Below are 5,006 nucleotides of genomic sequence, written 5' to 3'. Positions count from 1 at the left end.
TGTGAAACCGCCGGCCAGTGCCCAGGGCGGGACCACCGCGATCCACCCTTGGGCGGAGGCGAAGCCGTAGGTCGCCGCGGAGCCGAGGAGTGCTCCTGTCGCGCCGCCCAGAGCGGACAGCAGGAGGGATTCGGTGAGGAACTGGAGGCGGATCGCGTTCTTGGTCGCGCCGATCGCGCGGCGCAGGCCGATCTCCTGGCGGCGTTCGAGCACGGAGATCACCATGGTGTTGGCGACGCCCACTCCGCCGACGAGGAGGGCGACGGCTCCCAGGCCGAGCATCAGGGTGGTCAGGCCTTTGTCGGTCGCGGCCTTGGCGGCGAGTGCGTCCGAGGGACGGGAGACCTTCACGGAGCCCTCGTTACCGGGGCTGACCGTGCGGGCCAGGACGGTGCGGACGTCTTCGACGGAGGCGTCCGTGGAGCGTTCGAAGATCATGGACGGGTGGCCGTCGAAGCCGAAGTGCTTCTCTGCCGCCGGGAAGCCCACCATGGCCACACGGTCGAGGTTCGGGACCAGCTCGATGGGCTGGAGGATCCCGATGACCACCATGCGTTCGTTGTTCATCATGATGGTCTCGCCGGGTGCGGTGACGCCGAGGCGTTCCGCCGCGACCGAGCCGAGGACCGTGACGGGGAGGTTTTCGTTTGCCTTGTTCAGCCAGCTTCCCTCGGCGATACGCGCGTTGAGGGCTTCAAGGAGGTCGGGGCGGGCTGCTTGGGTGGTGACGCCCGCGGTCTGTTCTTGGGGGACGACGTCGCTGCGGCGGATGCGGGCGTCGACGTAGGCGGTGGCCGTGGCGTGCTGGACGGGGCCGATGCGTTCCACCATCGCGACCGCCGACTTGGGGAGCTTCACGTCCTGCCCCTGCGCGTTCTTGCCGGCTTCGGCGGTGAGGAGGTTGGTGCCCAGGCGGTCCAGCTTCGCCATCAGGTCGGCCTTGCTGGACTGGGACAGGCCGACGACGGCGACCATCGTGGCGATGCCGATCGCGATGCCCAGGGCGGAGAGGACCACGCGGGCCCTGCGGGCACGCAGGCCTACCGCGCCCACGCGCAGGACATCGCGGGGGGAGAGCCGGGAGGGCTTCAGGGCTCGGACCGATCCCATTTCACCTCACCGCCTGAGCGTCCGTGATGATCTCGCCGTCCCGGAAGCGGACGCGGCGGGGCAGCGAGTCGGCGATCTCGTTGTCGTGCGTGATCACGCAGATCGTGGTGCCGGCCGCGTTCAGCTCGTGGATGAGGTCCATGACGATCTCGCCGGACGCCGTGTCCAGGGCGCCAGTCGGTTCGTCCGCGAGCAGCAGGTCGGGGTTGCCGACCAGTGCGCGGGCGATCGCGACCCGCTGCTTCTCGCCACCGGAGAGTTCGTTGGGTGTGTGGTCGAGGCGGTGGCCCATACGGACGCGCTCGAGCGCTTCTCGGGCGCGCGCCTTGCGTTCCTTCGGCCCGACCCCCGTGTAGAGGAGTCCGTCGGCGACATTGTCGAGCGCGTCGCGGCCCGCTGCCAGGTGGAAGTGCTGGAAGACGAACCCGATGTGGCGGGCTCGCAGTACGGAGAGCTGGGCGTCGGAGAGCTCGTTCACGTCGTAGCCGGCGACCTTGACCGTCCCGGACGTCGGGCGGTCCAGGGTGCCGATGACGTTGAGCATGGTCGACTTGCCGGAGCCCGACGGGCCGACGATCGCCATCAGTTCACCCGCACCCACCACCAGGTCCACGCCGCGCAGGGCGTGCACCCCGCCGGGGTAGGACTTCGTGACGTTCCGGAGTTCGATGACCGGGGTGTCGAGGGTCGTCATTGCTTTGCCACTCCGACCTTCTGGCCCGCCTCGATATCGGCGCCGCTGACCTCGATCCGGCCGTCGGCCGTCATACCGGTCTCGACGCGGACCATCTTGGTGGTGTTCCCGGTGACGATCTGGAGGCCGTAGCCGCCGCCGTCGCCACGCAGGGCGACGACCGCTTCCACCGGGACGGCCAGGACGTTCTTGCGGCTCTCGCTGACGAACTTCACGCTCGCCGTCACCTTGGCATCCTCCCCCGACACTGCTGCCCCGCCGGCGTCCAGGACCACTTCGACGGTGATACCGCTTGGGGCGGAGGCTCCCTGTCTCGGATCGGCTTCCGGTGTGACCGTGCCGAGTACCTTGCCCGTCTCCGTCTTTCCGCTCGGCAGTGTGACCTCCACCTTGGTGTCCTTCGCGGTGAGCGCGGTATCTGTCTGGTCGAGCAGGGCGCGTACGACCGGCTGGGTAGAGGCCACCGTGAGGACCGGCTTGTCGGGACCGACCTGGTCCGCGAGGGCCGCGTCCGCCTGGACGACCTTGACCTGGTCGGGCTGGAAGACCACGTCGCCCTGGCCGACCTTGCCGGTCGCCTCCCGGTTCAGGGACTTCTGCCACTTCTTGACCGCGGCCTCGGTCGCCTCGTCGAAGCGCGGATCGACGTAGAGATCACGCCCGAAGCCAAGCGCGCTGAGGTTCCGCTCCAGCTGCAGCACGTCCGATCCCCTGTCCCCGAGCTTCATCTCCCGGAAGGCCGGCACGGATCCGTACAGCAGCGTCACCGGCTTGTCGTTCAGCTCGTAGAGCGCATCGCCCCGCTTGAGGGTCGTGCCCTCCTTCGCGGCGACGGTGACCGTTCCTGCGACCGCGGACTTCACCGAGCGGCGCTGGGCGAAGTCGATCTTCCCGTCGACCGTCTTGGACTGGACGAGGTCGGTGCGCTCGATCACCGCGGTGGCGGGCGGCAGTCGGCTGTCCTTGTTCTGGGCCCCCGCGTCGTCCCCGCCGCCGATGACCAGCGCCCCGGCTCCGACCGCGGCCGCCGCGAGCGCAGCGCCGGCCGCGGTGAGTGCTGTACGCCGCTTCATCCCTGCATCCCGTCCAGACCGTCGAGCAGCTTCGACTTGCACGTCTCGCGGGCCGCCTTGAACGCCGGCGAGTTCCTGTCGATCTGTGGCGACACCGGGTCCGGGTCACCACCGGGCATCACGTTGCCGCCGGACATCGTCGGGTTGGTGAACTTCGAGATGCCGTTCTCCCGCATGCACTTGGCGTGCGCCAGCATCGACTCATAGTCTTTTTGCGCGTCGCGCTTGGGCTCCAGCTTCATCGCCTCGGACATCTCACGGCCGCAGACGCCGCCCTTGCCGCCCTTCTGCTCTTCACCCGTCCCGCCCGGGGAAGCGAGGGCGTCGATCTTCGCCCAGTCGAGATGGCCGCTGAGCTTGGGATCCGGGAACTCCTTCACCCCACCCTTGGTCCGCATGCACTGGACATACTTCATCTGCGCGTCGAAGAACGCGCCCTTGCCCTGCGCTGTCGGCTCCCCGCCGGTGCTCTCCTTCGGGGTGGCGCTCCCCGTGCCGGAGCCCGCCGCGTCCGGGACGGAGGCGACTTCGTCGTTCTGCTTCGCCCCGTCGGCGTAACCCTCACCACCGCCTCCGCAGGCGGCGGAGAAGACGAGAACGGGGGTCACGAGGAGGGCTGCGATCCGCAGCCGGGTGGCGCTCTGAATGCTCATGGGAACCACCGTCCAGGCCCCACATGGTGGCCAGTGCATGACCACATGATGAGAACGTAACAATGCGCCCGCCGTACCGATCCGCCGCCTCTACCGTTCCTGATCTGCACAAACGGTCGCCCATAATCGAGTGCATGTCCCATTTGCTCCTCATCGAGGACGACCCGTCCGTGCGCGACTCGATGGAACTCGTCCTGCGCCGCCACGGCTACGACGTCTCCACCGCCGCCACTGGCGAGGACGCCCTCGCCCTCCTGGCCGGCCTGGCCGGTCCCACCGTCGAGCTCGCCGTACTCGACCTGATGCTCCCCGGCATCGACGGCTTCGAGGTGTGCCGCCGCATCCGTGCCACCGGAGCCACGATCCCGGTCATCATGCTCACGGCCCGCGGCGACGACTCCGACATCGTCGGCGGCCTGGAGGCGGGCGCCGACGACTACGTGGTCAAGCCCGTCACCGCACCCGTCCTGGAGGCCCGCATCCGGGCGGCACTACGGCGAGCGGAACCCGCAGGACCGGGACTACGGCCGCATGAGGAGACATTCGACGGGCTCGTCATCGACCGCGCCGGCCTGACCGTCAGCAAACGCGGAAGCTTCATCGCCCTGCCGCCGACCGAGCTGCGCGTGCTGCTGGAACTCTCCGCGTCGCCGGGGCGGGTCTTCAGCCGCGAGCAGCTGCTGCAGTCGGTGTGGGAACACGACTTCCTCGGCGACTCCCGCCTGGTGGACGCCGCGGTCGGGCGCCTTCGGGCCAAGATCGAGGACGTGCCGGCGAAGCCACGATACGTCCAGACGGTGCGGGGCTTCGGCTACCGCTTCGGGCCGGTGTGAGGCCACAGGTGGCATCTCGCAGAAGCAGATGGGGCGGTCTGCGCACCCGCCTGGTCATCGCCTTCGTACTGGTCGCGCTGGTCAGCGCCGTGACGGCGACCGCGCTCGCCTACCGCGAGTCCCGCACCGCTGTGCTCAAGCGGGCCCAGGACGCCGCACGCAGCGACTTCCACAGCCGGGTCGAACGCTACGCCGCCGATCTCAGCGCGCCCCCGGACGAGGTCTCCCTCAACCGGTTCGCCGCCCGGGTCGCGGACGGCCTCGAAACGACCGTGGTGTTCGCCCAGTACCGCAAACTCACCGCCGCTTCCGACCTCTCAGCGGACCAGAGCAGGATCACCCCTGAGCTGCGGGCCGCCGTGCGGACGAAGGACCGCATGAGCCTGCAGCGCGTCGACTGGCACGGACAGCCCTATCTGGTCCTTGGCACCCCCGTCCGCTTCGAAGGCGGCCCGCCCTCCGGGCTCGACGTCTTCGCGGTCACCTCGCTGCGCCCCGAGGAGGAGGACACCGCGAGCGTCCTCGACGCGGTACGCGCCGGCATCGCCCCGGTGGTGCTCCTCGCCGCCGTCCTCGCGCTCCTCGCGGCACGCACGGTGCTGCGGCCTGTCCGAGACCTGAGGCGGGTCACTCGCCAACATGC

General features: G+C 69.4%; 5 protein-coding genes and 1 pseudogene. 2 read left to right on the top strand and 4 right to left on the bottom strand.

All coding sequences use genetic code 11. The annotated features are described in order from the left end of the window. The 4 genes from ABZW32_RS38745 to ABZW32_RS38730 all read right to left on the bottom strand — a co-directional run. A partial coding sequence (locus ABZW32_RS38745) for an ABC transporter permease (RefSeq protein ID WP_356225475.1) occupies positions 1–1,110 on the bottom strand: 1,110 nt, incomplete at its 3' end. Position 1,111: 1 nt separating this feature from the next. Continuing rightward, positions 1,112–1,804: an ABC transporter ATP-binding protein gene (locus ABZW32_RS38740; protein ID WP_356225473.1), complete on the bottom strand. Its 693-nt coding sequence runs from the start codon at positions 1,802–1,804 to the stop codon at positions 1,112–1,114. Beyond that, on the bottom strand, positions 1,801–2,877 hold the full coding sequence (locus ABZW32_RS38735; protein WP_356225471.1) for a peptidoglycan-binding domain-containing protein: 1,077 nt from the start codon (positions 2,875–2,877) through the stop codon (positions 1,801–1,803). The genes ABZW32_RS38740 and ABZW32_RS38735 overlap by 4 nt, the downstream gene beginning before the upstream one ends. Then, positions 2,874–3,530: a hypothetical protein gene (locus tag ABZW32_RS38730; RefSeq protein ID WP_356225469.1), complete on the bottom strand. Its 657-nt coding sequence runs from the start codon at positions 3,528–3,530 to the stop codon at positions 2,874–2,876. The genes ABZW32_RS38735 and ABZW32_RS38730 overlap by 4 nt, the downstream gene beginning before the upstream one ends. A gap of 134 nt (positions 3,531–3,664) precedes the next feature. On the opposite strand from ABZW32_RS38730, the gene ABZW32_RS38725 reads away from it, so the two are divergent. Both ABZW32_RS38725 and ABZW32_RS38720 read left to right on the top strand, forming a co-directional pair. Continuing rightward, entirely contained in the window at positions 3,665–4,363 is a 699-nt protein-coding gene (locus tag ABZW32_RS38725) for a response regulator transcription factor (protein ID WP_356225467.1), read from the top strand. An 8-nt stretch (positions 4,364–4,371) separates the two neighbouring features. Then, positions 4,372–5,006: pseudogene (locus tag ABZW32_RS38720) on the top strand (two-component sensor histidine kinase); the annotation flags it as partial.

The organism is Streptomyces sp. NPDC004667 (genome assembly GCF_040609475.1).
GTDB lineage: Bacteria > Actinomycetota > Actinomycetes > Streptomycetales > Streptomycetaceae > Streptomyces.
This window is presented reverse-complemented; position numbering and strand designations above follow the sequence as displayed.

Coding starts and splice junctions, on each gene's coding strand:
- ABZW32_RS38740 (WP_356225473.1), bottom strand. CDS start 1,804: ATGACGACCCTCGACACCCCGGTCATCGAACTCCGGAACGTCACGAAG.
- ABZW32_RS38735 (WP_356225471.1), bottom strand. CDS start 2,877: ATGAAGCGGCGTACAGCACTCACCGCGGCCGGCGCTGCGCTCGCGGCG.
- ABZW32_RS38730 (WP_356225469.1), bottom strand. CDS start 3,530: ATGAGCATTCAGAGCGCCACCCGGCTGCGGATCGCAGCCCTCCTCGTG.
- ABZW32_RS38725 (WP_356225467.1), top strand. CDS start 3,665: ATGTCCCATTTGCTCCTCATCGAGGACGACCCGTCCGTGCGCGACTCG.